General features: G+C 66.9%; 1 protein-coding gene. It reads right to left on the reverse strand.

Annotated elements, in window-relative coordinates; all coding sequences use genetic code 11:
* A partial coding sequence (folE, locus tag EBMC1_RS13685) for a GTP cyclohydrolase I (protein ID WP_003048481.1) occupies positions 1 to 414 on the reverse strand: 414 nt, incomplete at both ends.

Below are 414 nucleotides of genomic sequence, written 5' to 3' on the forward strand. Positions count from 1 at the left end.
GCCGCGGCCGGTCATGCAGCCGTGCTGCGCATCGATTACCACCGCGACGCCATGCGGATGCAGATTGTCCCAGATGCACTTGGCGACCTCGGCGGTCAGCCGCTCCTGCACCTGCAGGCGGCGGGCATAGCCGTTCAGGACGCGCGCCAGCTTGGAAATGCCGACCACGCGCTCGCGCGGCAGATAGGCGATCGAGGCCTTGCCGGTGATCGGCGCCATATGATGCTCGCAGTGCGACTGAAAGGGGATGTCGCGCAGCAGCACGATCTCGTCATAGCCGCCGACCTCTTCGAAAGTGCGCGACAGATGGACCGCCGGATCCTCGCCATAGCCGCTGCAATATTCCTTCCACGCCCGCGCGACCCGCTTGGGCGTGTCGAGCAGTCCCTCGCGCGCCGGATCGTCACCCGCCCA

This window comes from Sphingopyxis sp. MC1 (assembly GCF_000371385.1).
GTDB lineage: Bacteria > Pseudomonadota > Alphaproteobacteria > Sphingomonadales > Sphingomonadaceae > Sphingopyxis > Sphingopyxis terrae.